This is a genomic window from Mesorhizobium sp. P3_A9, from assembly GCF_056402975.1.
In genome coordinates, this window is sequence record NZ_JBFUGJ010000776.1 from 1 (window position 1) to 694 (window position 694).

At 68.3% G+C, this 694-nt stretch carries 1 protein-coding gene; it reads left to right on the forward strand.

The window, feature by feature from the left end:
• Positions 1–583, forward strand: a 583-nt coding sequence (locus tag AC1DX0_RS36680) for a hypothetical protein (protein WP_477359511.1), incomplete at its 5' end; no start/stop codon positions are given.
• Between the last annotated feature and the right edge of the window lie 111 nt (positions 584–694).

The window sequence follows — 694 nt, forward strand, 5'->3', positions numbered from 1 at the left end:
GGCAGGTAGTGCAATGGTCCTCGTTCTTGCCATGCCGGCAAGCGCAGCTGGGCTCGGCGTCGGTGTCGGCGCCTCGGTGGGCGGCAGCGGCGGCGTCAATGCCGGCGTCGGCGCTTCTGTCGGTGGCAGCGGCGGCGTCAACGCCGGCGTCGGTGCTTCGGTCGGCGGCTCCAACGGCGTGAATGCCGGGGCGGGTGCGAATATCGGCGGCTCGACCGGCGTCAGCGCAGGGCTCGGCGCTTCCGTCGGTGGTAGCAATGGTGTCAATGCCGGAGTGGGCGCCAATGTCGGTGGCACAGGCGGCGTCACTGCAGGGCTCGGCGCCAATGTCGGCGGCACGGGTGGCATCGGCGTCGGTGTCGGCGTGGGCGTCGGTACTGGAACCAATCCCAGCAATCCGTCAAATCCGTCCAACCCCAGCAATCCCTCGAACCCCAGCAATCCGAGCCTGCCGGGTGTCGTGGCCCAGATGTCCAGCAGCCAGGTGGCGCGCATGAAGAAGCGTTGCGTCGACGTGCTCAGCAGTGAGGGCACCTATGACCGTGACCTGCGTCAGCTCTGCCTGCTGATCGCCCGCCGCTGAGGGCAGGATCGCCAGGAACGGAAGTGCACAACCAGCCGTGAGGCTTGACGGCACTCTCCTGGCCTCCGGCCGGTCGGAAAGCCCGCCATTTCGGCGGGCTTTCTGCTGTGG